General features: G+C 66.1%; 26 protein-coding genes and 1 pseudogene. 9 read left to right on the forward strand and 18 right to left on the reverse strand.

The window, feature by feature from the left end; translation table 11 throughout:
* The first annotated feature begins 340 nt into the window (after positions 1-340).
* From GCU53_RS04215 to GCU53_RS04240, 6 genes and pseudogenes are all read left to right on the forward strand, one after another.
* Positions 341-1,384: an HNH endonuclease gene (locus tag GCU53_RS04215; protein WP_152386502.1), complete on the forward strand. Its 1,044-nt coding sequence runs from the start codon at positions 341-343 to the stop codon at positions 1,382-1,384.
* Between the two features lie 139 nt (positions 1,385-1,523).
* Positions 1,524-1,679 (forward strand): annotated as a pseudogene (locus tag GCU53_RS04220) (nuclease); the annotation flags it as partial.
* Between the two features lie 240 nt (positions 1,680-1,919).
* Positions 1,920-2,165, forward strand: coding sequence for a type II toxin-antitoxin system prevent-host-death family antitoxin (locus tag GCU53_RS04225; protein ID WP_152386503.1), 246 nt, complete (start codon positions 1,920-1,922; stop codon positions 2,163-2,165).
* Positions 2,155-2,436, forward strand: coding sequence for a type II toxin-antitoxin system RelE family toxin (locus tag GCU53_RS04230; RefSeq protein WP_152386504.1), 282 nt, complete (start codon positions 2,155-2,157; stop codon positions 2,434-2,436). The genes GCU53_RS04225 and GCU53_RS04230 overlap by 11 nt, the downstream gene beginning before the upstream one ends.
* A gap of 157 nt (positions 2,437-2,593) precedes the next feature.
* On the forward strand, positions 2,594-2,869 hold the full coding sequence (locus GCU53_RS04235) for a BrnT family toxin (RefSeq protein WP_152386505.1): 276 nt from the start codon (positions 2,594-2,596) through the stop codon (positions 2,867-2,869).
* Positions 2,847-3,152, forward strand: a complete 306-nt coding sequence (locus tag GCU53_RS04240; protein ID WP_152386506.1) for a BrnA antitoxin family protein — start codon at positions 2,847-2,849, stop codon at positions 3,150-3,152. Before GCU53_RS04235 ends, GCU53_RS04240 begins: the two co-directional genes overlap by 23 nt.
* A gap of 165 nt (positions 3,153-3,317) precedes the next feature.
* On the opposite strand, the gene GCU53_RS04245 is transcribed toward GCU53_RS04240, so the two are convergent.
* The 14 genes from GCU53_RS04245 to GCU53_RS04310 all read right to left on the reverse strand — a co-directional run bounded on the left by GCU53_RS04245 (position 3,318) and on the right by GCU53_RS04310 (position 16,703).
* Complete coding sequence (locus GCU53_RS04245; RefSeq protein WP_152386507.1) at positions 3,318-3,710, reverse strand: hypothetical protein; 393 nt, start codon at positions 3,708-3,710, stop codon at positions 3,318-3,320.
* A complete protein-coding gene (locus tag GCU53_RS04250; protein WP_152386508.1) occupies positions 3,711-6,992 on the reverse strand; it encodes a tape measure protein in 3,282 nt (1,093 codons plus the stop codon). It abuts the gene before it with no gap.
* A gap of 78 nt (positions 6,993-7,070) precedes the next feature.
* Positions 7,071-7,823: a phage tail tube protein gene (locus GCU53_RS04255; RefSeq protein ID WP_152386509.1), complete on the reverse strand. Its 753-nt coding sequence runs from the start codon at positions 7,821-7,823 to the stop codon at positions 7,071-7,073.
* A gap of 15 nt (positions 7,824-7,838) precedes the next feature.
* Positions 7,839-8,276 carry a hypothetical protein gene (locus GCU53_RS04260; RefSeq protein WP_152386510.1) on the reverse strand — a complete coding sequence of 146 codons (438 nt, stop codon included), beginning with the start codon at positions 8,274-8,276 and terminating at the stop codon, positions 7,839-7,841.
* Between the two features lies 1 nt (position 8,277).
* The gene (locus GCU53_RS04265) at positions 8,278-8,583 is read right to left on the reverse strand and encodes a hypothetical protein (RefSeq protein ID WP_244307048.1); all 306 of its coding nucleotides are present in this window, start codon (positions 8,581-8,583) and stop codon (positions 8,278-8,280) included.
* 1 nt (position 8,584) lies between these two features.
* Positions 8,585-9,592 carry a major capsid protein gene (locus GCU53_RS04270; RefSeq protein WP_152386511.1) on the reverse strand — a complete coding sequence of 336 codons (1,008 nt, stop codon included), beginning with the start codon at positions 9,590-9,592 and terminating at the stop codon, positions 8,585-8,587.
* Positions 9,593-9,650: 58 nt separating this feature from the next.
* A complete protein-coding gene (locus tag GCU53_RS04275; RefSeq protein WP_152386512.1) occupies positions 9,651-9,998 on the reverse strand; it encodes a head decoration protein in 348 nt (115 codons plus the stop codon).
* A 3-nt stretch (positions 9,999-10,001) separates the two neighbouring features.
* Positions 10,002-11,219, reverse strand: a complete 1,218-nt coding sequence (locus GCU53_RS04280; protein WP_152386513.1) for a S49 family peptidase — start codon at positions 11,217-11,219, stop codon at positions 10,002-10,004.
* 2 nt (positions 11,220-11,221) lie between these two features.
* Positions 11,222-12,805, reverse strand: coding sequence for a phage portal protein (locus GCU53_RS04285; protein ID WP_152386514.1), 1,584 nt, complete (start codon positions 12,803-12,805; stop codon positions 11,222-11,224).
* A gap of 2 nt (positions 12,806-12,807) precedes the next feature.
* Positions 12,808-13,020, reverse strand: coding sequence for a hypothetical protein (locus GCU53_RS04290; protein ID WP_152386515.1), 213 nt, complete (start codon positions 13,018-13,020; stop codon positions 12,808-12,810).
* Between the two features lie 9 nt (positions 13,021-13,029).
* Positions 13,030-15,042: a phage terminase large subunit family protein gene (locus tag GCU53_RS04295; RefSeq protein ID WP_341873584.1), complete on the reverse strand. Its 2,013-nt coding sequence runs from the start codon at positions 15,040-15,042 to the stop codon at positions 13,030-13,032.
* Positions 14,960-15,484, reverse strand: coding sequence for a terminase small subunit (locus tag GCU53_RS04300; RefSeq protein WP_152386517.1), 525 nt, complete (start codon positions 15,482-15,484; stop codon positions 14,960-14,962). The genes GCU53_RS04295 and GCU53_RS04300 overlap by 83 nt, the downstream gene beginning before the upstream one ends.
* Positions 15,485-15,587: 103 nt before the next feature.
* Complete coding sequence (locus tag GCU53_RS04305; protein WP_152386518.1) at positions 15,588-16,361, reverse strand: hypothetical protein; 774 nt, start codon at positions 16,359-16,361, stop codon at positions 15,588-15,590.
* Between the two features lie 3 nt (positions 16,362-16,364).
* Positions 16,365-16,703: a phage holin family protein gene (locus tag GCU53_RS04310; RefSeq protein WP_152386519.1), complete on the reverse strand. Its 339-nt coding sequence runs from the start codon at positions 16,701-16,703 to the stop codon at positions 16,365-16,367.
* A gap of 721 nt (positions 16,704-17,424) precedes the next feature.
* Here GCU53_RS04310 and GCU53_RS04315 point away from each other — a divergent pair.
* Positions 17,425-17,703, forward strand: coding sequence for a BrnT family toxin (locus tag GCU53_RS04315; RefSeq protein ID WP_152386520.1), 279 nt, complete (start codon positions 17,425-17,427; stop codon positions 17,701-17,703).
* Positions 17,657-17,986: a BrnA antitoxin family protein gene (locus GCU53_RS04320; RefSeq protein WP_152386521.1), complete on the forward strand. Its 330-nt coding sequence runs from the start codon at positions 17,657-17,659 to the stop codon at positions 17,984-17,986. Before GCU53_RS04315 ends, GCU53_RS04320 begins: the two co-directional genes overlap by 47 nt.
* A 16-nt stretch (positions 17,987-18,002) precedes the next feature.
* Here GCU53_RS04320 and GCU53_RS04325 read toward each other — a convergent pair whose 3' ends face one another.
* From GCU53_RS04325 to GCU53_RS04340, 4 genes are all read right to left on the reverse strand, one after another.
* Positions 18,003-18,374, reverse strand: coding sequence for a PA0613 family protein (locus GCU53_RS04325; RefSeq protein WP_152386522.1), 372 nt, complete (start codon positions 18,372-18,374; stop codon positions 18,003-18,005).
* Positions 18,371-20,605, reverse strand: a complete 2,235-nt coding sequence (locus GCU53_RS04330) for a VapE domain-containing protein (protein ID WP_244307049.1) — start codon at positions 20,603-20,605, stop codon at positions 18,371-18,373. The genes GCU53_RS04325 and GCU53_RS04330 overlap by 4 nt, the downstream gene beginning before the upstream one ends.
* Positions 20,598-21,119: a phage regulatory CII family protein gene (locus GCU53_RS04335; RefSeq protein ID WP_208845441.1), complete on the reverse strand. Its 522-nt coding sequence runs from the start codon at positions 21,117-21,119 to the stop codon at positions 20,598-20,600. The genes GCU53_RS04330 and GCU53_RS04335 overlap by 8 nt, the downstream gene beginning before the upstream one ends.
* A gap of 337 nt (positions 21,120-21,456) precedes the next feature.
* A complete protein-coding gene (locus tag GCU53_RS04340) occupies positions 21,457-21,708 on the reverse strand; it encodes a transcriptional regulator (protein WP_341873585.1) in 252 nt (83 codons plus the stop codon).
* 63 nt (positions 21,709-21,771) lie between these two features.
* On the opposite strand from GCU53_RS04340, the gene GCU53_RS04345 reads away from it, so the two are divergent.
* Positions 21,772-22,767 (forward strand): LexA family transcriptional regulator, encoded by a 996-nt coding sequence (locus tag GCU53_RS04345; RefSeq protein WP_280115878.1) that lies wholly within the window; start codon positions 21,772-21,774, stop codon positions 22,765-22,767.
* The last annotated feature ends 101 nt before the right edge of the window (positions 22,768-22,868 follow it).

The following is a 22,868-nucleotide window of genomic DNA, read 5'->3' on the forward strand; positions in this document are numbered from 1 at the left end:
TGCAGCCGCCCCAACCGGGCGCCTCGTCAGGGCTTGCCTGTCCGACATGGACGCCCACCGGGCGGGTATCCGCTCAAAACATCCTCGAATGCCCTGCTGACCATGTAATCCGGCCGTGCGCAAAAAACGCGGCGCTGGGGCGTGCGTGGCGGCAGTGTTTTTGGGGTTTTTCTACAGCTTCGTTAGGTCGCCACAGCAAGTAGGGTAGACAACGGCGCAGCCTTGTCTACCAATGCCAACGGTGGGTAATCGATACGCGAGTCACCCACCCTACGACTGCCAATTGCCGCATGAATCTTACCCAAAAAATCTTCACTACCCCTAGCAACTCAAGAACAACATGACTGCCAAAAATGAAATAAATCTTGACCTCAGCGCCATTGACGACCTAACGATCCAGCGAATTATATGGTTCGGGGCAAATTACGGGCCGCCCATTTCCTCTGGAGTATTGACTATTGGCAAAAAGAGCTACTTAGGCTCAAAAGCAGAGGGGCGATACTGCCGTTTTTGCAAAAAAGGCGAACCAGAAGTCAGCTTCTCAATGGAAGCCCACGCATTCCCTGAGATGATTGGAAACAAATCTCTAATAGATCTTCAAGAGTGCGACAAATGTAATAAATTTTTCGCCGACACCATCGAGGATGCTTTTGGGAAGTGGACCATGCCCTGGCGCTCACCGCATATGGTTCCGGGAAAAAATGGAGTCCCAACATCAAAATCAAAAGACAAAAAATTAAGAATAGAATCAAATAGACCAAAGCATTTAGTGATCAGCATTGAATCTGGAGATGAGCGCTGCACCGTTGATCCGGACACTGGGAAAGTTACCATAACGCTAACTAGAGACCCATTTCTACCGATGGCCGCCTACAAATGTCTAGTCAAGATGGCGCTTTCGGTTATGCCGGAAGACCTCAGAGAAGAATGCTCTCATCTTTACAAGTGGGTATTAGAAGAAAGGCAGAGCTTTGAATCCTTTCCCTATAAGCCTCTGAGCGTATTGGTAACCAAAATTTCCGGACCACTGCCAAGAGACAGAATTGACTACTACCTATACAAAAGACTTGAAGAGAACAACTCCGCCCCATACCTTCAATTCGTAGTGCTATTTGGAAATAATCAATATCAGATATTTCTACCAATGCCGAATCAAGATAAAGAATTAATCTCTAAAGGCACGGTAAGCATCTTGCCGCACCCTCACAGATTCGGACTAAGAAAACATATAGACCAATACGGCGGCGATTCCATCACGAGTTACGACCTGAGCAGCCCAGACCGATGCGAGGGCTCAGCAGAGAAGTTGACATTCTTAGCTGAATCAATAAAACCCATACCTCCGGAAGAAATACCACCTGAAGATATGCCGAAAAATAAGTAGGTGTGCGCGTAAGCGCGCAGGGCAGACAGCCGCACTGCCTTTTCTACCGAGGCCAACGGTGGGTAATCGCTACGCGAGTTACCCACCCTACAACTGACCAACACGCAGCCCCACCCCACCGTAGTCGGAGAATCTGAAATTGGATTTCACACCCATCATCGCCCAGGTCTGGAAAGCGGCCATCTGGCTCGTGCCGCTGATGTTCCTGCTCGGCCTCCTGAAGTCGCCCTGGGCAAAGGGGCATATCGGCGAACTGCGGGTTCGCCTGTTCGCGCACTGGCGACTGGACAAGCAGCGCGTAGGGTAGACAACGGCGCAGCCTTGTCTACCGATGCCAACGGTGGGTAATCGCTGCGCGAGTTACCCACCCTACGGCTGACAACTACCCAGCTGTCCTATCCGCCATCTGCAGGCGTTTCTCCAGTCGCTCCGCCACAGCCCGGTGCAGGCCATCGGCCAGACCAGCGACTCCTTCCTACCTTGCCAGCTCCGATCAAAAAAGACCAGAATAAAGACCTGAAAAGGAGTCTTTCCCATGCAAAACGTACTGGCCAACAAGGCCGTCAGCGTGTCAGAGCTGAAGAAGAACCCGTCTGCAGTGATCGGCAGCGCCAATGGCGGGCCGGTGGCGGTGCTGAATCACAACCGGGTGATGGGTTACATGGTGCCGGCTGCGGAATTCGAGGCAATGGTCGAGCGGCTGGAAGACCTGGAGCTGGCCGAACTCGCCCGCTCTCGCGCCGGCGAAACACCCGTGCCGGTGAATCTGGATGACCTATAGCCTGGAGTTCCTCCCGTCCGCGCTGAAGGAATGGGAGAAGCTCGGGCACACGGTGCGCGAGCAGTTGAAGAAGAAACTGCGCGAGCGTCTGGAGCTGCCCAGAGTGCCACCCGACGCTCTGCGAGAAATGCCGAACCACTACAAGATCAAGCTACGCGCCTCGGGCTATCGGTTGGTGTACCGGGTGGAAGATGAGCGCGTGGTGGTGGTCGTGGTCGCCGTGGGCAAGCGCGAGCACAGCGCGGCCTATGAGAAGGCAAAGGGGCGGTAAAGGCTGCGCAGCCTTGTCTACCGATCCCAACGGGGGTAATCGCTACGCGAGTTACCCACCCTACAGCTGACCACCGCGCAGCTGCGCTGCCGGACCGAACGTCCGACAGGCCGCGACTCCGGCTTGCCCGATATTTTTTTGTCTATACGATAAGACCATGATCATCTACGACGAAGCCAAGCGCGCAAGCAATCTGGCCAAGCACGGCCTCGATCTGGCCGACGCGGGGCTGGTGTACGACGCGCCGAACAAGATCACCCTGAGTTCGCCGCGTCAGGACGAGGAACGCCTGATGGATGTCGCGATGGTCGAGGTGATGGGTGTGGTCCTGGTGCTGGTGTACGTCGAGCGTGGCGAGGATATCCGCGCCATCTCGCTGCGCCGTGCCTCGAAACAGGAGAGGAAACGCTATGCAGCACTCCAGCAAGACTGACTGGCAGCGCGTCAAGGCCGAGGCAGCCGCCGACGAGCCAGTGGCGCGCGATGCCGACGATCTCTATGACCCGAACGACCCTGCGGCCGTGGATGCCTTCTGGGATGCCGCCACCGTACGCCGCCGCGGCGAGCGCGGCCCGCAGAAGGCGCCGACCAAGCAGCAGGTATCCCTGCGCCTGTCTCCCGAGGTGCTGGCCTACTTCAAGGCCGGCGGCAGCGGCTGGCAAACCCGTCTCGACCAGGCGCTCAAGGATTACGTGCGAGAGCACAGCCACGACTAGCCGGCAGGCGGCCACCGCCTGCCAACTGCTCCAGCTTCCACGAAACGCCCGTGCCGGTGAATCTGGATGACCTGTAGTGCGTAGGGTAGACAACGGCACAACCTTGTCTGCTGCTACAAACGGCGGGCAATCGCTGCGCGAGTTGACCGCCCTACCCGAGGCGGATCACTCCACCGGCGGAGCAACGGTGATCAGGCGCAGGTTCACGTCGTAGGGCCAGTCCTCGGGCGGGGCGACCCGCCGTTCGAGCGGCACGGCTTCCAGCGCGGCGCCGTCGGCGCGGTTGAAGATCACGCTGAAGCTGCGCCCGTCCGGCAGGGTCAGGGCCATGACCTTGTTCGGGATGTCGCGCAGCACTTCCAGCGAGCGCACCACCGACAGCGGGGTCCAGACCCCGCCGTTGCTTTTCAGGGTGATCGGGCGGCCGTACAGCTTGACCCCTTCCTGAATCAGCAGCGCGCCGCTGACCGAGCGCTCCTGCTCCTGGGCTACGGCATCCCATTCGAACTCGTCCACCCATTCGAACTGGTCGTCCAGTTCCACCGAGTCGAGCATCATTCACAGCGTCCTCAGGCCGGCGTCGGCCAGTATGTCGAGCAGTTGGGTCTGCTGGCCCGCCGGCACCTGCACGTCGACCCGCCGCCCGCGGGGGCTTTCCAGGCGGATGACGGTGGCGGGCCGGGCCTCGGTCGTGGCCGGCGCCGGTGCGGCCTGCTGCTGCGCCTGGGCCCGGGCTTGCTGCTGCTCGCGCCGGCGCCGGTTGGCGGTTTCCGCCTCGATCTCGCGCAGGGTGGCGATGGCCCGGTTGAGGTCCGCCACCGCCTGGCCGTTGCCGGCGGCCGTGGCCTCGGCGCGCTGGGCCTCCAGCTCGCGGCGGCGGCTGGCGAAGGCGCGCCGATCGACTTCCTCCTGGTCGCCGCGCAGCTGGGCCAGCTCGCTCTGCAGGCTGTCCAGAGTGTTGCGACTGGAGTCGCCGAGGGCGTCCATCTGCTGCCGGGCACTCTCCAGGGCGCTTTTCAGGCTGGATAGGTCGGAGCTGTCGAGCAGGCTCAGCCCGTGCTGGGCGCGCTCGGCGCGGCGGATGAAGGCCTCCAGGCTGATCGAGCCGTCTTCGTAGCCTTCCATCAGCGATTGCAGGGCCTTTTTCTGGCCCAGGTACGACACCTGCAGCTCGTGGCTGCGGATCAGGGTTTCCATGGCCCAGATGCCGGCGTTGGTGTGCGGCAGGGGCTTGGCCAGCTCGGTCTTGAGGAAGGCCAGCTGCTCCTGGGCGCCGCGCAGGGATGCCTCGGTGGCCTCGAGGTTGCCGGTGTCGATGCCCCAGTCCACGTTGTTGATGCCCTGCAGGGCGTCGAAGGCCTTGAGCGCCGCATCGCTCATGCCGGCCAGCGGTTCGCGGGCCTGGCTGAGGATGCTGCCGAAGAAATCCACGCCCGCTCCGGCGTCCTCGGCGGCGCCGCCAATTTGGCGCAACGAGCCTTCCGTTTCGGCGGAGGCGTCGGCCATGTCGGCGGAGGCTTTCTCGACGCTGCGGCCGGTCGAGGCAGCGGCTTTCTTCACCTCGTCCATCCGTTCGGCCAGGGCAGCCTGGGCCCTGGCGAAGTCCTCGGCACTGATCGCCCCGTCGCCGTAGGCCTTGCGCAGGCCCGTGCGGATCTGGCTGAAATCCACCTCGTTGGCCACGCGGCCGATCTGCCCCATGATCGACTCGAGGCTGGCGAACTTGTCCTCGAGGCCGGCGAACTCGCCGGCCGTGGCACCGGCCCCGCGCTGGAGCTGCCGCAACTTCTCGCTGAGCACGCCGGAGGCGCGGGCGTAATCCTGCTGGCCGATGGCCCCGGACTGGTAGGCCTCGCGCAAGGCATCGCGCAGCCCGTCGATCTGGGCGGTCGTGCGGCTGGCGTCGATCAGCTTGAGCGCTTCGGCCATGTTGCCAATGGCGGCCGAGCCCTCGGCTGCGGCGGCCACGGCAGCATCCTTGGCCTTCTTCTGGTTGGCGATCAGCTCGTCGGCATAAGCCTGGTCGAGCATGCGCTGCTGATCGATCTTGGACTTGACGGCGGCGGTCTGGGCGGCGGCGCTCTCGGCAGCATGCCGGGTGGTCACGTCCCAGGCCGCCCGGATGTCCTTGCCGTCCTGCTCGATCTGCCTGGCAAAATCGGCACTCAGGCTGTTGAGCAGGTCCTGGGCGGAGCTTACCGAGGCGCGCAGCTTGTCGCCCCCCAGCATGTCGGGGACGGATTTTGCTACCAGAGCAAGCGCGTCCATGGCCATGCGCAAAGGTTTCAACAGCGAACCGGCCACCAGAGAAAAGCCTGCCGTCAAACCGTTGAACAGGGTGCGGAATGGCGCCACGAACAGCTGGACGCTGGTCGTGGTCTGGTCGAGTTTGGCGCCGAAGTCGTTCAGCCATTTCGTGCTGTCGTCGGACAGTTTCTTGAAGTCGGTCCCGGCCAGTTGCTTGGCGAACGCCTCGACCCGCCTGGCCCCGTCGATGAACGCCGTGCTGAGCGACTTGGCCAGCCTGTCCAGCCGGCCGTCCTTATCCATCCCGTCGATGGTTTCGAGCAGTTCCTTGAGCTTGCCCTTGACGTAGTCGAGCGCGCCGGCCTTGGCGATGCGGTTGTAGAAGTCCTGGGCCACATCGCCCAGCTGGCTGAGCTGGCCGGACAGGCGCGACATGCCGGCCTCGGCCGCGCCTTCGGCGGTCTTGCCCAGCTCGGCGACCAGCGCGGCGATCACGTCGCGGCCGAGCTTGCCCGCGGAAGCCAGCTCTTCCAACTGGCCGGCGTTCTTGCCGGTGATCCTGGCCAGCATGTCCCAGGCCGGCACGCCGCGCTCGACCAGTTGCAGGATCTCCTCGGTCTGCAGCTTGCTCTTGGCCCAGGCCTGGCCGACGGCCATGACGATGCCTTCGAGGCGATCCATGCCGCCGCCCAGCTGTTCGTTCTTGTCGACCAGCGCCTGCAGGGTGCCGTTCATGGGGTCGAGGCCGTAGGCCTTGAGCAGCATGAAGGCATCGGCCACTTCGGCCGCCGCCATCGGCGTGCGCTTGGCGAAGTCGCCGATCCAGTCGACCGCCTCCTTGCCGGCCTCCACCGAGCCCATCAGCGAGGTCATGCGCTGCTCCAGGCCTTCGGCAGAGTCGCCGGCCTTGAGCATGTCGACGATGCCGGTGCGGATCGCGCCGGCCAGACGGTCGACCACGGAGACGGCCGCATCGACCCCGACGAAGGCGCCCGCAAAGGCCAGCACCCGGCGGGTCGCGCCGTTCAGCGCTTCGCGCACGGCAGCCAGGCGGGAAGCGTGCTCGGCGGCGCCGCGGGCCGCCGCCGCCTCCTGCTGCTCCAGTTCGCGCAGCTGCTGGGTGTGTCGAGCCAGGGCCTGCTGGCCGTCGTCCGCCGCCTGGGCGAGACGGCGCTGTTCGTCGGCCAGGTTGTTCGTGTCGATGCCGGCAGCCCTGGCGGCCTGCTCCAGCTCGCCCAACTGAGCGGTGGCCCGGTTCAGCTCGCGATTGGCACGGGCGGCCTCCCGCTCCGCTTCGCGCAGGGCGACGGCCAGGCCCTCGCTTTCCGGGTCCTTGTCCAGCGCCTTGCGCAGGTCGTCCGCACGCTGCTCGGCCCGCTGCAGGACACTGCGCGCCTGCTCGGCGGCACGACCGGCGGCGGCAAGGCTTGCCGCCAGGCCGCGGGTCTCCCTGGCTTTGCCCAGCGCTGCGCCGAGCCGCTCGCCTTCCCGGCGCAGCGCTTCCAGGGCGTCGGCGCCCTGCTCCGCCGCCGGCGAGAGCTCGTCGCGCCCGCGCAGGACGAACTGGATCAGGCGGTCTTTGATGCCGGCCATTCAGGTTTCTCCTGACATGGAAAGCCCAGCAGGAGCTGGGCTGTCGAAAAGCATATTCGGCCATCCCTGGCCTCCCCGTCATGCCACCTTCTTCAGCAGCTGCATCTCGCAGAACTTGGAGATGCCGGTCGCGGTGACCAGGTCGTCGGCCAGCAGCTCGGCCGGTGCCTCCAGGCGCAGGTATTCGGTGCCGAACACCGGCAGCTCCGAGGCGATACCGAACTTCACCCGGCGCGGGCGCAGGGCGAACGGCTCGCTGGACTGCGCGTCGTTGAGGCCAGCGATGTAGAGCTCCAGCTCGACCTGGGCGCCGGCGAGCATCTGCACGGCGCTGGACTCCAGCCTGGTGTAGGTGGCCTTGATTCCGGCAGAGGTGATCAGGCTATCGGCCAGGACGACGATGCCATGCGGGGTCAGCAGGTAGTCAGTACCGGCGGCCAGCGCGGCATCGGCGGCGGTGACAACGGTGACCGACTGGCTCATGTCCGGCAGGTTCTTGAACGGGACCAGTTCGCCCTCGACCCCGGCGCAGCCCAGCACCTCGGCGGTCACGGTGCCGGCAGCGATCTCGGTGATCGTCGCCTTGGTGACGCGGGCCAGGTTGGTGGCGGTGATGTCGAACATGCCAATGGTGGCGGTAACGTCGGTCACCTGCTCGCGCACGTTGCGGTTGCCACCGCCGCCGCGGTAGTTGGGCAGCGTGGTGCGGTTGGTGGCGAACGACAGGTTGAAGGTGTCGCAGTTGCCGATGTCCAGCAGCGGGTCGGCGGACTGGTAGGCACGGGCGTAGACGATGCCCTCGCCCACGAAGGAGCGGTCGATCTGGGTCATGAATGGCTCCTGTGATTACTTGAGCGGTTGGATGTAGGTGATCTGCAGCGGCATGACGTGAGCGGCCCAGCGCCGGCCCTCACCGGGCGGCATGGGGCTTTCCGGCTGGAAGGCGGCCTGCTGCACGCCAGCGACGGTCAGGCCGGCCCTGGTGCCGGGCAGCGCGACCTTGACGGCCAGCCGCGCCGCACGCAGGGCCGGGGCGAACTGCCGGCGGCGGGTCATGGCGGTGAGGTTGAGGGTGACGCGCTCGCGCACGCTGCCCTGGCCGATGCGCTCGACTTCCTCGGTCTGGCCCGGCTGAACGACGATGAGGTCAGCCGGCAGGGTTTCGTCCTCGGCGTCGAGGATGCGCAGCACGCTGTCCTCAAGGACCAGGGCGCCGAATTCGGGCACGTCGGCCAGGCGCGCGATCAGCTCCGCGACGATGGCGGATTGCAGGTCGATGGGCATGTCAGGGCACCACGAAGAAGCTGATGAGGTGGCCGTCATCGCTGGCGATGGCGTCGATGTGCCAGAGCTGGCCGTCGAGCAGGAAGGCGCCGCGGCGGTCGAGCGGCTGCAGCAGGGCCTTGCGGGCAGTGATGGTCGCCGCCCGCTCCATGGCGCCACTGACGCTGTCGATTGCGAAGCGCTCGACGTCGCGGTCGAGGATCAGTTCCAGTCCGGCCGCCAGGACGGTGCCGGCCGCGGACAGGTAGTCGCCCTGGCCGTCGTTGAGCGACGCCATGATGGCTGCGTCTATGTCGGCGCCGAACATCTCAGGCCCTGGTCAGCCGGATGATCGCCCGCGGACGGGTGCAGATGGACAGCGGGTTGGACTGCGCTTCCAGGTCGATGCCCTTGTTGTGGGGCAGCGGCTCCTGGCTGGCGTAGAACTTCTGCCCCATGGTGTTGACCGTGTCCATGTAGTCCGCCGGGGCGTACTTGGTGACCAGGAGGCCGTCGACGCCGAGCGGGATCAGGTAGGCGTCGTCGCTGCCGATGAACTCCACGCCGCCGACCTTGCCGTAGAACTCCTGCCACTCGACACCGCCGAACTGGAAGCCGGTCTGACGCAGGTCGTTGCGCAGAAACTGGCCGTCCTGGAAGCGATCCCAGGCGTCGGTGGTGGACGTGTGGCCGGTGAAGGCATCCCAGAAGCCTCGGCCGCACACGGCCAGCCAGCCGCCGATGATGCCGCTGTCGGCGATGGCGTCCTCGGCCTTGCGCTTGGCCTCGACGATCTTGGCGAGCACCTTGGTGGCGTCGTTGCCGAGCGCCATGGCGTGGCTTTGCTGCTCGATGCCGAACTGCTGATGCAGGTCGAGCAACAGGCGCTGGCCGTCGGCATCGTAGATCTTGCCGGTGACGGCGCCGGCCCGCTGGAAACGGATGGTCGCCTCGAGACGGCGGCGCTGCTTCAGCAGGCGCTTGCCGACCAGCTCCATGACGGTTTCCAGCTCGCTCTCCGAGCCGAAGGCGCGGACGCCCTGCACCTCGTCGGCGCGGATGGTGGAGCGGGTCGGCAGGTGCAGGGTCCTGAACGGGACGATGTCGCGCTGCGCGCCGGTGGTGACCCCGGCGGGCGCGCCACGCTCGCCGGCCGGCACCAGGGCTAGGCTGTCGTTCTCGCGCTCGATGAACACGGAGGTGGTGTTGACCCCCTCCTCCTCGAACAGGGAATCCAGCAGCGCCGGCACGCGCTGGCCCTCCGGGCTGGTGTTGATGGCGTTGGTCAGGCTGACGGCGCCGAAGGCGTCGCCGTTGAAGATGTCGAGGCTGGGCATGTGGCTCTCCTGAAACGAAAAAACCGCCACGCGGGCGGTTTCGGAATGGGTGCTGGGGTTAGCGGACGACGATGCCCAGGGCGAGCAGGTCGGCGGTGGCGTCGGTATCCAGTCCGGTGAGCTTGGCGCCGACCACTTCGGCATCGCGCATCACGACTGCGGCCGGCTGGGCTGCGGCAGACACCGGCACAGCCGCGTAGAGGATGGCAACAGCGGTTTCGGTGCCGTCGGTGGCAGCGGCGCTGTAGGGCGCATATTCGCCGCTGGCGGTGACCTTGCCCAGCAGCTGGCCGGCGGGCAGAGCCACGGCGGTGATGGCGAGGGTGACCTCTTCGCGGGAGCGCTGGCCGTTGGACTCGCTCAGCAGGAACTCCGCGGTGCGCTTTGCCTGGGTCAGGATGGTCATGGCTTAGCCTCCGATCTTCTTCATGGTGCGGCTCCAGGCGGCCGCGGTGTTGGCTGTGCTGGCGGCGCCGGTAGCCGGCGGTGTGGCCGGAGCGGCGGCGGTGGCGTCGCGCTTGATGGCGGCGATGCTGATGCCGCGGTCCTGGGCGGCCTTGAACAGGGTCAGGGCGGTGGCCTCGACGGAGGCACCGCTGTCGATGGCAGCGGCGACCTCCTCGTCGAAGCCGGCGGCGGCCAGGGCGTGGATGCCCTTGATACGCTCGCGCTCGGTGGCGACGGCCTTTGCCTCGATGGCGTCGACGTCGACCGGCTCGGCGGCGGCGATCTGGAGGGTCTGCGGATCGGTGCCGGCGGCGATGGCCGCCTGCAGCTCGGCCGTGGTGCGGACGATGGTCATGCTGGGTTTCCTCGGGTAGGCGGCCGGGCTGGCCAGTTCGGTGAGCAGGGATTCGAGCGAGCCGAGGCGATGGGCCAGGCCGGCGGCGACGGCGGCAGCGCCGACCTTGAGGCCGCCGAAATCGCCCATGGCGGGCACGTCTTCGGGGTCGACTGCGAGGTTGCGGGCGACCTTGGCGACGAACACCCCGGCCAGGGCGTCGATGCTCTTGGCGACCTCGGCGCGGCCCTCCTCGGTTTCGAGATCCGGGCGCTTGTTGGGCGCGTTGCTGCTGGTGATCGTGTAGCGCTTGATGCCGTCGGCTTCCTTGCGGATGGCCACCTCCACCACCACGCCGATGGAGCCGAGCAAGGCGGTGTCGTCGACCACCACTTCGTCGGCCGCGCTGGCGATCCAGTAGGCGGCGCTGGCTCCGGTGCCGCCGACGTAGGCCTTGATCGGCTTCCTGCCGCGGGCGGCGTGGATCATGTCGGCCAGCTCGTTGATGCCGGTCGCCTCGCCGCCGGGGCTGTCGACGTTGAGGACGATGGCCCGGACCTTGGGGTCGTCGAGGGCGGCCTGCAGGTCGGTGGCCAGCTCCTGGGTGCTGGTCGCCCCGCTGATGCGGGTGAACAGGTTGGCGTAGCGCATGATCGGCCCGGTGACCGGGATCACCGCCACGCCGTCGCGCAGGCTGACGGCGCGGGTGTTGCCCAGCGGCTTGCCGAGCCGGGCCTCCAGGGCTTCGGGATCACCCTGGCGATCGGCGATGGCCATCAGGGTATCGAGGGCGTCGGGCAGCATCAGCCAGGGCCGCGAGGCGGCCAGCTCGAAGGCGCGGGGCATGGTCATTCCTCGGCGGGTTGCGGGGGTTCTTCGGGTTGCGGCGGCGCGTTGCCGAGGCCGTCGCGCCGGCGCTGGTCGAGCTCGCGCTTGCGCTGGCGATAGATCTGCTGCCAGGTCTCGCCGGTCATGGCGGCGGCCTCGATGGTTTCGTTGCTGACGCCGATCTCGATGCGCTTGCCGGCGGCGTTGGCCTCCTTCAGCTCGTCGATGGCGCCCCTGGCCGGGCCGATCCAGATCGCCCGGGTGTAGGCGCGGCGAAGGGCCGGGTCGGCGTAGCCGGGCGCCCGGATGCGGCCACGGGCGACGGCCTCGTCGATCAGCAGCTCATAGCAGGGCTGGCAGAAGTCGCAGACCAGCCACCAGCGGCGCATCTGGTAGGCGCGCCAGGCCTGCAGCATGCCGGCCCGGGCGGCGCTGTAGGAGCTGCTGTAGTAGAGCATCAGCTCTTCCATGGGCAGTTCCAGGGCGGCGCCGATCTCCTTGACGATGCTGGTGAAGAACGGGTCGAACTGGGCGTTGGGCCGCGCCGGGTTGGCGATCACCGGCTCCTCGCCGGGCGCCAGGTCGACCACGGCGCCCTCGCCCAGCTCCACGGGCGGCTGGTCGAGGGCGTCGTGACCGCCCATGCCGTCGCCCAGGGCCGAGAGCGGCAAGTTGCTCTGCTCGAAAGCCTCCCCCTTCTTGAGAAAGACGGTGAACATGGCCGAGACGATGGCCGCCATCAGTTCGGCGCTGCTGTAGCGCTCCAGCTTCTGCAGCGGCTCGAGCACCGGCGCGAGGTACGGGGCGCCGCGCTTCTGGCCGGGACGGTCCTTGTCGCACCAGATCTGCAGCACCCGGCGGCGGCCCGTCTCGGCGCCGAAGACCGGGACGCGCTGCCATTCCAGCGGCTGGCCGGCGACGGGCTCGCCCGGATAGCCGGTGCAGATGTGGAAGGCGACCGGAGCGCCGTATGCGTCGAACTCGACGCCGTTGACCAGGCTCGCGCCGTCGGGCATGCCGTGCGGGTTGCCGACCCGGTCGGTTTCGATCAGCTGGATGCGCGTGCTGTAGAGGGTTCCGGGGCGCTCGATGTCCGGGGTGGTGGCGAAGGCATCGCCGCCGACCAGGGCGGAGACCAGGGCCAGCGCCTGCAACTGGTAGTGGTTGAGGGTGGCCTCGGCATCGCACTCCAGCGGGTTCTCGGCCCACAGGGTCCATTCGCGCTCCAGCCGGGCGTTGAGCCGCTCGCCCTCCTCCTCGCCGATACCCAGCGCTTCCCAGTCCACCTGCGGCCGGCAGATGAGGCCGGTGCCGACCACGCTGGTCCGATTGCGGACGATGGCGGCGCGGGCGATCAGGTGGTTGCGCATGGCATCCCGCGAGCGGGCCACCAGGGTGGCGCGCTCGGGGGTGTTGAGGTCGCGGCGCGGGCTGCCGAGGCCGGGCACCCAGCTGGCCATCGAGCGCAGCACGCGGGAAGCGCCCCGCCAGCGGGTTTCCACCCCGCCACCGCCGCCCTGGGCGCTCGGGCGCAACTGCCGGCCGGAGAGCTTGACGGCCTCGGCCAGCAGGCGCTCTTCGGGAGACTTGCGGAACAGGCCCATGGTCAGATCTTCACGTAGCCGATGCGGTTGCGGGCGCCACGCCGGGCGAGTTGCTCGGCGGCGACGTCCCGGGTGTATTGGGCCTCCAGCGTGCGCAGGCTGCCCAGGTCGGCCCGGCGCAGCTCGCGGCCGTCCTTGCGGACCGACTGGCCCTTTTCGAGGATGTCCTTGATCGCCGCCCGGACGTCGGCCAGGCGCTGTTGTGCTTCGGTCATGGGTGGGCCTCAGTAGGTGGTGCGGCTGCGGGTGCCGCGTCCCCGGGCACGCAGGAGCACCGGGGCGACGGGTTGTGCGGTGTCGGCGAACAGGGCCGGCTGCAGGAGCTGCTGCTCGAGCAGGTCCCACTCGCGGTCCTTGAGCAGGTGGGTCTTCAGGCTGCGGGCGGCGTGCAGGGCGTACACCTCGCAGTCGAGGGCTTCGTTGCGCCGGCCGGCCTTCTTCTGCCAGACCATCTTGCTGGGATTGCGCGGGTGCGGTGCCAGCACTTCGTTGGTCAACTGCTCGTAGTAATCGGCACGGATTTCCCCGTACCAGTGCATGCGGCCGGGACCGCGGCCCTTGAGGCGCAGGCGCTGGTCGATCAGGGTCTTGGCCTTGTGGGTGCCGACCATGTGGACGCGCAGGCCATACTTGGCGGCCTTGGTGTTGTCCTGGCTGGTGTCGGCCGACTGCGCCGGCTTGGTGAAGATCTCCTTGTCGCGGTTGTCGATCGATGCGCCCTTGATCGCCATGATGTTGTAGCGCTGGCGGTTGCGGACGTAGGTGTAGACGGCGTGGTTGGTGTTGCCGTCGGAGCTGTCGATGCTCGCCGCGGAGATGACCAGCTGGCCGCCACCGACGGTCGGGACGGGCTGCGACAGCAGCTTGTCCAGCTCGCTCCAGACCAGGTCGTTGACGTCGACCGGGTTGCCTTCCAGCTCGCCCCAGTACAGCCGCCAGGACTCCTCGCCGCGCCCCCAGCCGGTAATGACCACGGCCAGGCGGTCGCCCTGGACGTCGATGCCGGCGGTGATCAGCAGCACGCCGTGGGGCGCGGTCAGCTCGGGATAGTCCTCGGCGCGCCCGGCCAGTTCGTCGGTCTTGGGCGCGTCGCTCTTGTACTCGTAGGACTCGCCCACCGAACTGTTGACGAAGGCGATCATCGGGCCGATGTTGCCGAGGCTGGCGGCATGCTCGGCCTGCAGCTTCTTCTCCATCAGCACCTGGAAGCGCGAGCCCCAGAAGGTGGCGTACAGCTCGTTGAGCTGGTAGCCGGCGATGCCGCGGAATTCGGCGGTGGCCTGCCAGCGGCCGCGCTTGAGGTTCTGGTTTTTCTGGTTGTCGTTCCAGATCGAGCCGCAGTGCGGGCAGACGTAGTAGCTCGTCTCCGGGCGCTTGCTGCCGTAGACCGGGTGGTTGTAGGCCGGGGCCTCGTCGCAGTGCAGGTTGTCGAAGGACAGTGCGTGCTCCTGGCCGCACTCATGGCACGGCACCAGGCCGATGCGCTTGTCGGAGATCTCCATTTCCGCATCGATGGCGGACAGCCCTTTGATGGTCGGGGTGCCGCCGATGATGATCTTGGGCCGGCGGAAGGTCTTCAGACGCTCCTTGGCCAGCTTGATGCTGTCGCCCTGGCCGCGCAGGTTGAGGTTGCAGTCGTCGGGCTCCTCCACCGCCACCCGCGGCACCGGCGTGGACTTCACGCTGGCCGGGCTGTTGGAGCCGACCATCTTCAGGAAGCCGCCGGGGAATTTCTTGAAATCCTGCCGCTGCTGCAGCTTGCGACTGCGCAGGTCGACCTTGCGGGCCAGCCGCGGCGTGGCCTCGATCATCGGCTCGAGCTTCTCGGCGACGTACTGCTTGACCGCCTCGGCCTTGGGGAACAGGACGAGGATCGGCGAGGGATCGATGTCGATCCACTTGCCGATGGCATTGCCGAGCACGCCGGAGGTCCAGGCCACCTGGGCGGACTTGCGGCAGACGATCTCGGTGACGTCGGGGTCGTCGAGCGCCTCCAGCGGGCCGCCGGGCCAGGTCAGGTGCGGGGTGACAGCGAAGCTGTACTTGCCCGGCCGGGCCGCCTCCACCGGCGACAGCCAGCGGAACTTGTCGGCCCACTGGACGATGGTCATCCGCGGCGGTGGCGACCAGCGGCGGGCGGCGCGAGCGAGCGTCTTAGTCGCCGTCCTCTTCAGTTGCCGGCGGATCGTCCGGTTCGTCAGGATCTCCGTCTGGCTCGATATCGTCGTCAGGGTCATAGTCGGCCATCTTTCTCAGAATCGCCTCGATGGGCTCGCGGATGAGCTGGTCGTCGACCTCGACGCCGTAGCGGGCGGACAGTTCGCTGGCCAGGTTGTCCGGCAGCGTGTTGAGCAGCTCGACCTTGGCGGCGGTGATCATCGCCTCGAAGCCTTCGATCAGATCGGCGGCCACCACCACCTCGCCAAGCTCCTTGGCAAAGGCCAGCTCCTCGCGGTTGGCCCTGATCCGGTCGAGACGGTCGCGGGCGCTTTCCTTGGCGCCGCCCGCTCTCGCCCTCTCGACCATCCAGGTGACGACCGCAGCCGTGTCGTACTGGTTCGAGCTTCCCCGCCCGGCGCTCACCTCGATAGGCATGCCCTGGGCTTGCCACTCCGTCAGCGAGCGCTCGGAAACATCAAGGATTTCGGCCAGCTCGCGCTTGTTGACCTTCTGCCCCATATCCGCCTCGAAAAAGTAAGGAAGTCCCTAGCAACATGTCAGCTAGAGAGAAAACGCGGTTCGAATTACCCGTGTAGGGGCCGGCCGGGGGAAGGACCCGCCCTCACCGGGGCCAGGCCTGCGGCCTTCGCCTGAAATTGGTCGGCAGCCTGCCGGCCAGAGCATCGGTGACGGCCTTGTCGACGTTGACCGCCAGCCGCTCGTCCGCCACGCGCCGGACGATGCCATGGAAGTCCAGCCGCGGCCGGTAGCTGGGCTGCCCGACGAAGGCCAGGACCATCTGCAGCGTCCTGCCCCGGCGCTCCGCAATGCCGATGGGCACCTTGCCGCGGCGCATGACGAAGAACGCCCTGGCGTGCCCCTTGCGGAACGAGCGCCAGTTGTTCGAGGCATCGCCCGTATAGCCCGGCCGATTCAGCAGCCGCAGCCCCGACAGGATCTGCATCATGTGCGCCCGGCTCATGTTGCCGTAGGCATCCAGACGCGCCCCTTCGGCCAGAACGACGAACCGCCCGGCCGGCAGGATGCCCCGCCGCCTAAGCAGCAGCTCGCTCTTCTTGTCGACGCGCGGCCCGCCGAACACCTGCGGCGCGACCCAGTCCTCGGGCGCCTGGCCCTTGGCGTTGTTGTCCTTGTCGTCCTTTACCCAGATCGCCGCCTCCAGCGAATCCGGCCTGGCGTTGAGAATGCGCAGCGCATTCAGGGTGAACGGCGTCGGCCGGTCGAACACGCTCTCCATCTCGGCCCGCAGCACGATCCGCGCCTGGTTGGCCGTGTGGTTCAGCGCATCGGCCAGCGCCCGCTTCGGCAGATCGCCGGCCAGTCGATCCAGCGCGGCGAACGCCTCATCGAGGCCGGAACGCCTAATCGAGAACACCGCTCACGCCTCCCGATCCGCACGCGGCAAGTCGCCCAGCCCCGCCCGCTTCGCCAGCCAGCGTGCATACAGCCCGCCAGCCACATCCGCGCCGATCACCCCGACCACGATGCCGATCCCGCCGGCGATCAGGTGGTTGCCCCACAAGGCCACGGCGAACAGCATCGAGGCGATGCCGAGCAGCGCCGAGGCGGAGAAGCGCAGCACCACCCGCAGCAGGATCTGGCCCAGGGTCAGGTTGCCCTTGGATGCCCGCAGCATCTCGCCGGACAGCCCGGCCATCGAGATCAGGACCAGCATCCAGAAAGGCATGTCCGCCAGCGTGTGCTGCTCGGTCGACATCGACATCCCTCGAACGAAGACGCCCGCACCGCGGCGGGCTGGAACGGCCAGGCCGGCCGCAGCGATAGGTGCCGGCTTGCGCCGGCGTGGTGCTGGTGACCAGGGCGGGGAACCCCACAGCACCGGGGAAAATGAAAAACCCGGCGCGGTGGCCGGGTTTGCTGGATCGGGTGAGGCGCTTGCCGCGCCCGCACCTCTTTGAAATTAGCGACTTTCTACCCCTCGATTCCCATGGCAGCAAGCCCTTTTCACTGCCATACCTTCAATATCCCTGTTATGTCCGGCGAACGTCCCCTGTACGTCGGTAATTCTCCCTATCTGGATTTCGCTTTTTCCTTCCCACCCCATTCGTCCTATTCGAGAAAATCAGATAGGGCACTACAACTTATTGATTTATATAGAAATGTCTCATGTCCCATTGATATCTGAAGTCTATATATAGGGGGGTGGTGGGAAATACACGCTGCGCGCCTGCTCGCATTTGCTCGGGCGCATACATGCGCGGGCGTGTATGCGATGGGACACGGGACAGGCCCACTAACGGCGTGCCTTGGACTTGTCCCATTGCCTTTGGCGCAATGGGACAGACGGGACAGGCAGAGGCGCACCACTGCATCGGTGTAGTGATATTCCACTGTGTATCCGGTGGCACCACATCGACCGGATTTGCTCCGCTTACCCCATGGCTATAGACTATTTTTGTAGTTACAGAAAATAAGCCATGGAAATCGAATTCGACCCCGCCAAAGCGGCCAAAACCATGGAAGAGCGCGGGCTCGACTTCGCCGATGCAGCCATCGTTTTTTCCGGCCATCACTTCACGATTGAAGACACCCGAAATGACTACGGCGAACCCCGCTTCATTACAGTGGGATTCCTGGCTGAGCGGATGATCGTCCTTGTCTGGACACCCCGCGACGGGGCTCGTCGCATCATCTCCATGAGGAAAGCCAATGAGCGAGAACAAGCCTACTACCGGGAGTACTTGGATCGACCCTGACGATGCCCCGGAAATCACTGCCGACTTCTTCGAGCAGGCCGACGAATACATCGGCGACAAACTGATCCGCCGCGGCCGGCCGCGCAAACCCAACCCGAAAACCCAGGTGACACTCCGCTTGAACCCTGAGGTAGTGGAGTTCTTCAAGAGCACCGGGGACGGCTGGCAGACCCGGATGAACGACATACTGGAGGCTTTCGTCTCCGATGCGCGAGCGGGACACTCCAAGCCACCAGCCAAAGTCGATAAAAACGACGTGCGCGGGGACGGAAAACGGGCGTGATTCGAGGCCCCGCCCCTCACGCCGCCCTCCTCTTCACCAGCGCCGCCCGCACGTGCTCGTGCGCCGTCCCCAGCGCCCGGTAGTAGGCACTGGTGCCGGAATAGCCCAGCGCCCGCGCCTTCTGGGCGGGCGTGCTGAGCGGGTTGCGCAGGTAGTGCTCGTAGACCAGCAGGTTCAGGTCGTGCCGCAGGGCGTTGACGATCAGCTCGGTCACCGGGAAGCGCGGATCGTCCAGACCGCGCGAACGCTTGGTGGCCGGAATCACCACCCCCTGGCTGTCGATCAGGGTGCCGATGGTGCAGCGGACATTGCCGGGGCCGGGGAAGGCCTCGCGGATGGCCCGCTGCTTGGCCCAAGCGTGCAGCAGCTCGTCGATCTCCTTGATCAAAACGCCGTCTCCCTGGCCTTGGCCGCCGCTTCGGCCGCCTCGGCGGCGGCCGCCACCTTCCAGCTTTCCGGCCGCCGGTAGCCCCAGGGGCGGATGCCGCTCTTGCGCGAGGCCGCCAGCCGCTCCCGTCGCCAGCCGAGGCGCTGCATGATGTGGCCGATGCGGATCTGCTCCGGCCGGCCCCAATGGCCATAGTCCAGCTTCAGGGCATCCTGCAGGATGCGGTCGGAGGTGACGGTCTCGCCCGAAGCCGGGTCTTCGAGCCATTGGCGGATGGGGTACTCCCAAGCGTCCACGGTATAGCGGGCATCCTGCTGCTCCGCGAACTGCTCGGCCTCCTCCCGTGCCACCCACCAGCCCTCGCCGGCCTGGAAGCGGAACACCGCCTCGGCCCACAACTGGTCGCGCAGCTCCCGCAGCGCCTCCAGCTCCACCTTCTGGCAGGTCACCGGCCAGTAGCGGCGGTTGCCGGTGGTGTCCTTCAGGTACTCCTCCTGGTTGGTCGTGCCGGCGAAAACACACTGGCGTGGTACGTCCAGCACCCGGCGGCCGTAGCTCTCCCGGTAGGTATCGACGGACGCCGAGAAGAACTGCTTGGCCCGGGTCGACTCGGCCTTGTTGAAGCTGTCCAGCTCGCCCAGCTCGACGATCCACTTGCCGCGGATCACCTGGAAGCCGTCCTTGTCGCCCAGGTTGAACGGCGTATCCATGAACCACTCGCCGCCCAGAATCGACAGCGCCGTGGACTTGCCCGCGCCCTGCGCGCCCTCGAGGATCAGCACCGCATCCGCCTTGCAGCCCGGCCTCATCACCCGCGCCACCGCCGAGATCAGCCAGCGCTTGCCCACCTTCATGCTGTAGGGCGACAGCGGCACGCCGAAGATCAGATGCAGCCAGCTCTCCAGGCGCGCCACCCGGTCCCATTCCAGCCCCTGCAGATACTCCCGCACCGGGTGGAAGGCATGGTCGTTGGCGACCACGCTGACCGCCTCGACCACGCTGGGCGCCTTCACCCGCAGGTTGTACTGCTCGGCCAGCCACATCACCACCCGCGCATCGTCCAGATCGCTCCACTCCCCCGTTTCGCTGCCATAGGGCGGCGAACGGCGCTTCACGATCTTCGAGCTGAAGGCGTTGTAGCCGATCACCCCGGCCCAGCGCTCGTCGTTCCCCAGGATCAGCGCCACATTGAAGGCATGGGCGATCAGCGCGCCGGATTCGCTGCGCTGCAGCTTGTCCTTCCAGCCCCCGGCCGCCGGCGGGCGAACCACCGCCAGCACCTGCCGGCGCACCGCATCCAGCCCCTCGGCGACGTGCAGATCGTTGAAGTCGGTCCACTTCTCCTCGCGCCCGGCGCCGAACACCGGCACCACCATCTGGCCGCCGAGGATGGTGGCGGCGTTCGTGGCCTTCTCCACGCCCGGATTCCACGGCTCGCCGTTCGGGCGGGTGGTCTTCCAGTCGTCGTCGGCGCAGAAGATCAGCGGCCGGCCGGGGAACTGCTCCCGCAGCGTCTTGCCCACCGGCAGCAGGTTGCCGGCGTCGAAGGTGATCGCCACGGCATTGCCGGTCGCCATGTGCAGGCTTGCGCCGGTGGCGTAACCCTCGCACACCAGCAGCGGCTCGCCCGGCTCGGGGTGCGGGCCGATCAGATGGAACGCCCCCTCCTTCGCCATGCCGGCCGGCCAGTAGGTCTTGTCGCGGCCCAGCTGCTCCTGCTTCTGCGGATAGATCACCTGCAGGCCGGCCAGCTCGCCGCGGGCGGTACGCATCGGCACCAGGACGGCCCCGCTCCTCGGCGCATAGCGCACCCCGAAGCCGACCACCTGCTTGCGTTGCAGATAGGCGCTCGCGCCCTTCTCCGCCATCCTTGGCCACAAGGCCGCCGCCCGCCTGGCCGCGCGCCGCGCAGCGTGCTGTTGCGCCTCCGCGGCCCGACGCCTGGCCTCCTCCTGGCGGGCGCGCATCAGCGCGCGCTCCTCGTCGGTCAGCCGCACGCCCTTGACCCTGATCTTCTCCGAAGCACCCAGACGCCAGTTGCCGTAGGCGCCGAAGATCAGCGTCTCGCCCTGCTCGGTCCGGTACTCGTGGGCGATGTACCAGCCCGTGCGGGCCCTGCTCTTGTCGCCCTCGGCCCTCACCCGGGTCAGCTTGCCGAAACAAAGCGGCAGCTCGACCTCCAGGCCGAACTGCCGGAACTGCTCCAGAACGTCGTCCATGCGTTCAGCCATGGAATCCCTCCACCGCCCGCTCCAACATGCGCTCCAACGCCAGCAGCGCGCCCTGGGTGCGGCGCAGGTGCAGCTTGCACTCGGCGAGCTCCTCCCGGTCGATGCGGCCGTCGTCGGCCAGGTGGCGGGCGACCGAGTCGGTCAGCGCCGACTGGCGTTGCAGGGTTTCCCCCACCGCCTTCAGCACGCCCGGCAGGGCCTTGTCGTGGTCGAAGCCCTGCAGCAGCTCGCGCAGGTCCACCCAGGTCGCGTCGCCATAGGCCTCCATGATCGAATCCACGATGCGCGGGTCGCGCGTGGCGGCGATCACCTCCTCGATCTCGTCCGGGTTCGGCGAGTGGGTCGGCTGGGTCGGGCTCATCTTGTGCTGGAGGGTGGTCGGGTTGCGACCGTAGATGGCGGCAATCGCCGCGGCACCGCCGGGGAAATCCCGGCAGGCGTGGTACAGCGAAAAGCGCAGCGCCAGAATCTCGCGCTGTGCCCGCTCGGAGCGGCCCGAATCGGCTCGGCTCATGGCAGTAATCCCCGAAGTCTGCCAGTGCCGCGGCGCAGGGGCTCTGGTAAAGTCGCGCCGTGGTCACTGAAAGGTGGTCATAGGCAGGCGGCGGCTCTGTGGTAGGAATGCCGCCTGCTCCCCCGATGGCGAGGCGCCCGCTCCGCGAACGCCCCGCCGTTACAGCCAGCGGCTCTGTGGTGGAAAGGCTGGCAACCCAGGGCATCCGTGCCCTGGTAGGTGCCCGAACCCGACGTGTGTATTGGTGTGCTCCCGTCAGGCTCGACGCACCGCCCGACGCCCTTGTGGTGAGGGCGCCGGGCAGACCGGGCGGCTGGTTAAAGGCCGCCCGGTTTTTTTATGCAGCAGCGACCGAGTCGGTCGGTACCGGGAAAAGCTCGGGCAGATCGGGGCGCAGCTCGTGGGCCTGAACGGCGCCGTCGGTGGCGCGGACGACGGCAGGGACTCGTTCGGCGGGAACGCCCCGCCTTTTCCATTGAGAGACAGCCATCGGGCTAACCCCCAGCTTGCGGGCCAAGGCACGCCCGCCGCCTGCGGCCCGGATCGCTCTCTCCAAGGCTGAATCACTCATAAACATTCCGATTATCATGGGAACCTACGTACACTTTACGTTTATTTATACGGGGTGTCTACCCCCGTAAACTCGGTGTTTATGAATATTTCAGGAAAACGCCTTCGCGACCTCCTCGACGAGCGAGGCATCGCCTACCGGGACTTCGCCACAGCGATGGGCGTCGAGCCTCAACACGTCAACAACTGGTTCAACCGGGGCATCCCCAAGGCTCGAATCTTCAAGGTCGCCGACTTTCTTCAGGTCAACGCACGGTGGTTGGCCGATGGCGAAGGAGACAGCTCCCCCGATCAGCAACAATCTTCGATAATCGTTGATGGCAACGCCAAACGGTTCGAGGAAGCCTTGTCCCTCGCGGGCATTACCGGGGCCGAGCTGGCTCGCCGCCTTGGCTTGGAAAACGAGCAGAACATCACGAACTGGAAGTCCAGAGGGGTTCCCGCAGCCAAGGTTTCGGCGGTTGCCGCTGCGCTGAACATTTCCCGAGACTGGCTGGAGTCCGGCCAAGGCGAGCCACAACCAGCCACGGGCTCACCGGACAATAACGTGACTAGCAGGGACCGGGGAGTCATGCCGTGCCATCTGGAGCCACTTCACCCATGGGATAGCAGTACGCCCCTCGATGACGATGAGGTAGAAATACCCTTGTACAAGGAAGTCGAACTTGCAGCCGGCAGCGGCCGTACAGCCGTGCGGGAAATAGAAGGTCGCAAGCTCAGGTTCTCCCATGCCACCATGCGCGCGGCCGGTGTGTGTCCATCCCAGGCCGTGTGCGCCACCGTCTCGGGCAACAGCATGGAGCCCCTGATTATGAACGGCGCGACCATGGGCCTGGACCGCGGCACCACTCACGTCATCGACGGCGAGATCTATGCCCTGGAGCACGACGGCATGCTGCGGGTGAAGTTCCTCTATCGTTTGCCGGGCGGCGGTATCCGCCTGCGCAGTTTCAACCGGGAAGAGCACAAGGACGAGGACTATAGCCTCCAACAGCAGCAGGACCAGCACATCCGTATCTTGGGGCGGGTGTTCTGGTGGTCGACCGTGCGACCGCTGAAGTCGGCGCCGTTGATTTAGAACTGCTAACAAAACCTATTCAGCCGGCCTGCATGGTAAAGTTATCCGGACAAGACCAACTGCTTGAGGTTTTGTTAGCCGCTCTTAATATAACATGTCGC

The sequence above is a fragment of the Azotobacter salinestris genome (genome assembly GCF_009363155.1).
Classification (GTDB): domain Bacteria; phylum Pseudomonadota; class Gammaproteobacteria; order Pseudomonadales; family Pseudomonadaceae; genus Azotobacter; species Azotobacter salinestris.

Bases quoted from the DNA above. Each gene is read 5' to 3' on its own strand.
- GCU53_RS04215 (WP_152386502.1), top strand. From the start codon at position 341: ATGACTGCCAAAAATGAAATAAATCTTGACCTCAGCGCCATTGACGAC.
- GCU53_RS04225 (WP_152386503.1), top strand. From the start codon at position 1,920: ATGCAAAACGTACTGGCCAACAAGGCCGTCAGCGTGTCAGAGCTGAAG.
- GCU53_RS04230 (WP_152386504.1), top strand. From the start codon at position 2,155: ATGACCTATAGCCTGGAGTTCCTCCCGTCCGCGCTGAAGGAATGGGAG.
- GCU53_RS04235 (WP_152386505.1), top strand. From the start codon at position 2,594: ATGATCATCTACGACGAAGCCAAGCGCGCAAGCAATCTGGCCAAGCAC.
- GCU53_RS04240 (WP_152386506.1), top strand. From the start codon at position 2,847: ATGCAGCACTCCAGCAAGACTGACTGGCAGCGCGTCAAGGCCGAGGCA.
- GCU53_RS04245 (WP_152386507.1), bottom strand. From the start codon at position 3,710: ATGATGCTCGACTCGGTGGAACTGGACGACCAGTTCGAATGGGTGGAC.
- GCU53_RS04250 (WP_152386508.1), bottom strand. From the start codon at position 6,992: ATGGCCGGCATCAAAGACCGCCTGATCCAGTTCGTCCTGCGCGGGCGC.
- GCU53_RS04255 (WP_152386509.1), bottom strand. From the start codon at position 7,823: ATGACCCAGATCGACCGCTCCTTCGTGGGCGAGGGCATCGTCTACGCC.
- GCU53_RS04260 (WP_152386510.1), bottom strand. From the start codon at position 8,276: ATGCCCATCGACCTGCAATCCGCCATCGTCGCGGAGCTGATCGCGCGC.
- GCU53_RS04265 (WP_244307048.1), bottom strand. From the start codon at position 8,583: ATGTTCGGCGCCGACATAGACGCAGCCATCATGGCGTCGCTCAACGAC.
- GCU53_RS04270 (WP_152386511.1), bottom strand. From the start codon at position 9,592: ATGCCCAGCCTCGACATCTTCAACGGCGACGCCTTCGGCGCCGTCAGC.
- GCU53_RS04275 (WP_152386512.1), bottom strand. From the start codon at position 9,998: ATGACCATCCTGACCCAGGCAAAGCGCACCGCGGAGTTCCTGCTGAGC.
- GCU53_RS04280 (WP_152386513.1), bottom strand. From the start codon at position 11,219: ATGCCCCGCGCCTTCGAGCTGGCCGCCTCGCGGCCCTGGCTGATGCTG.
- GCU53_RS04285 (WP_152386514.1), bottom strand. From the start codon at position 12,805: ATGGGCCTGTTCCGCAAGTCTCCCGAAGAGCGCCTGCTGGCCGAGGCC.
- GCU53_RS04290 (WP_152386515.1), bottom strand. From the start codon at position 13,020: ATGACCGAAGCACAACAGCGCCTGGCCGACGTCCGGGCGGCGATCAAG.
- GCU53_RS04295 (WP_341873584.1), bottom strand. From the start codon at position 15,042: ATGACCCTGACGACGATATCGAGCCAGACGGAGATCCTGACGAACCGG.
- GCU53_RS04300 (WP_152386517.1), bottom strand. From the start codon at position 15,484: ATGGGGCAGAAGGTCAACAAGCGCGAGCTGGCCGAAATCCTTGATGTT.
- GCU53_RS04310 (WP_152386519.1), bottom strand. From the start codon at position 16,703: ATGTCGACCGAGCAGCACACGCTGGCGGACATGCCTTTCTGGATGCTG.
- GCU53_RS04315 (WP_152386520.1), top strand. From the start codon at position 17,425: ATGGAAATCGAATTCGACCCCGCCAAAGCGGCCAAAACCATGGAAGAG.
- GCU53_RS04320 (WP_152386521.1), top strand. From the start codon at position 17,657: ATGAGCGAGAACAAGCCTACTACCGGGAGTACTTGGATCGACCCTGAC.
- GCU53_RS04330 (WP_244307049.1), bottom strand. From the start codon at position 20,605: ATGGCTGAACGCATGGACGACGTTCTGGAGCAGTTCCGGCAGTTCGGC.
- GCU53_RS04335 (WP_208845441.1), bottom strand. From the start codon at position 21,119: ATGAGCCGAGCCGATTCGGGCCGCTCCGAGCGGGCACAGCGCGAGATT.
- GCU53_RS04340 (WP_341873585.1), bottom strand. From the start codon at position 21,708: ATGATAATCGGAATGTTTATGAGTGATTCAGCCTTGGAGAGAGCGATC.
- GCU53_RS04345 (WP_280115878.1), top strand. From the start codon at position 21,772: ATGAATATTTCAGGAAAACGCCTTCGCGACCTCCTCGACGAGCGAGGC.